This is a genomic window from Paenibacillus sp. FW101-FHT12H11, from assembly GCF_058790355.1.
In genome coordinates this window covers 1-934 of the sequence record NZ_JBYTCO010000031.1, presented here as the reverse complement: position 1 = coordinate 934, position 934 = coordinate 1, and the positions used below count along the sequence as shown (strand labels likewise).

2 rRNA genes are annotated in these 934 nt (G+C 50.7%); both read right to left on the bottom strand.

From position 1 onward, the window contains the following. Positions 1-309, bottom strand: a 23S ribosomal RNA gene (locus AC3WTJ_RS37920); the annotation flags it as partial. 215 nt (positions 310-524) lie between these two features. Further along, positions 525-934, bottom strand: a 16S ribosomal RNA gene (locus AC3WTJ_RS37915); the annotation flags it as partial.

Here is a 934-nt window from a genome sequence, read left to right as displayed (position 1 = left end):
GAGGTCCTACAACCCCAAGGAGCAAGCTCCTTGGTTTGGGCTATTCCGCTTTCGCTCGCCGCTACTGACGGAATCACTTTTGTTTTCTTTTCCTCCAGGTACTTAGATGTTTCAGTTCCCTGGGTCTGCCTCTACAATAGCTATGTATTCACTATTGAGTAACTGCGCATTACCACAGCTGGGTTCCCCCATTCGGACATCCCCGGATCAAAGCCTGCTTACGGCTCCCCGAGGCATTTCGTCGTTCGCCACGTCCTTCTTCGGCTCCTAGTGCCTAGGCATCCTCCGTGTGCTCTTTCTAGCTTAACCTAGAAAAAATACATTTGGTATTGCTACCTAAGTTCTTACTTTACGTTTCATTTCGTTATCTAGTTTTCAAGGAACAATGTTGCAACCATTACATGCGCGAAGCGATGTTGGTTGTCAACTATTTTGAAAGATTGCTCTTTCAAAACTGAACACGAGTGAGTAACCGTTGTGTGCTTTCGCACTTGACTGGTCTTATCAAGACCGAGTCTCCATAGAAAGGAGGTGATCCAGCCGCACCTTCCGATACGGCTACCTTGTTACGACTTCACCCCAATCATCTACCCCACCTTCGGCGGCTGGCTCCCTTACGGGTTACCCCACCGACTTCGGGTGTTGTAAACTCTCGTGGTGTGACGGGCGGTGTGTACAAGACCCGGGAACGTATTCACCGCGGCATGCTGATCCGCGATTACTAGCAATTCCGACTTCATGCAGGCGAGTTGCAGCCTGCAATCCGAACTGAGATCGGCTTATAAGGATTGGCTCCACCTCGCGGCTTCGCTTCCCGTTGTACCGACCATTGTAGTACGTGTGTAGCCCAGGTCATAAGGGGCATGATGATTTGACGTCATCCCCACCTTCCTCCGGTTTGTCACCGGCAGTCATCTTAGAGTGCCCACCCGAA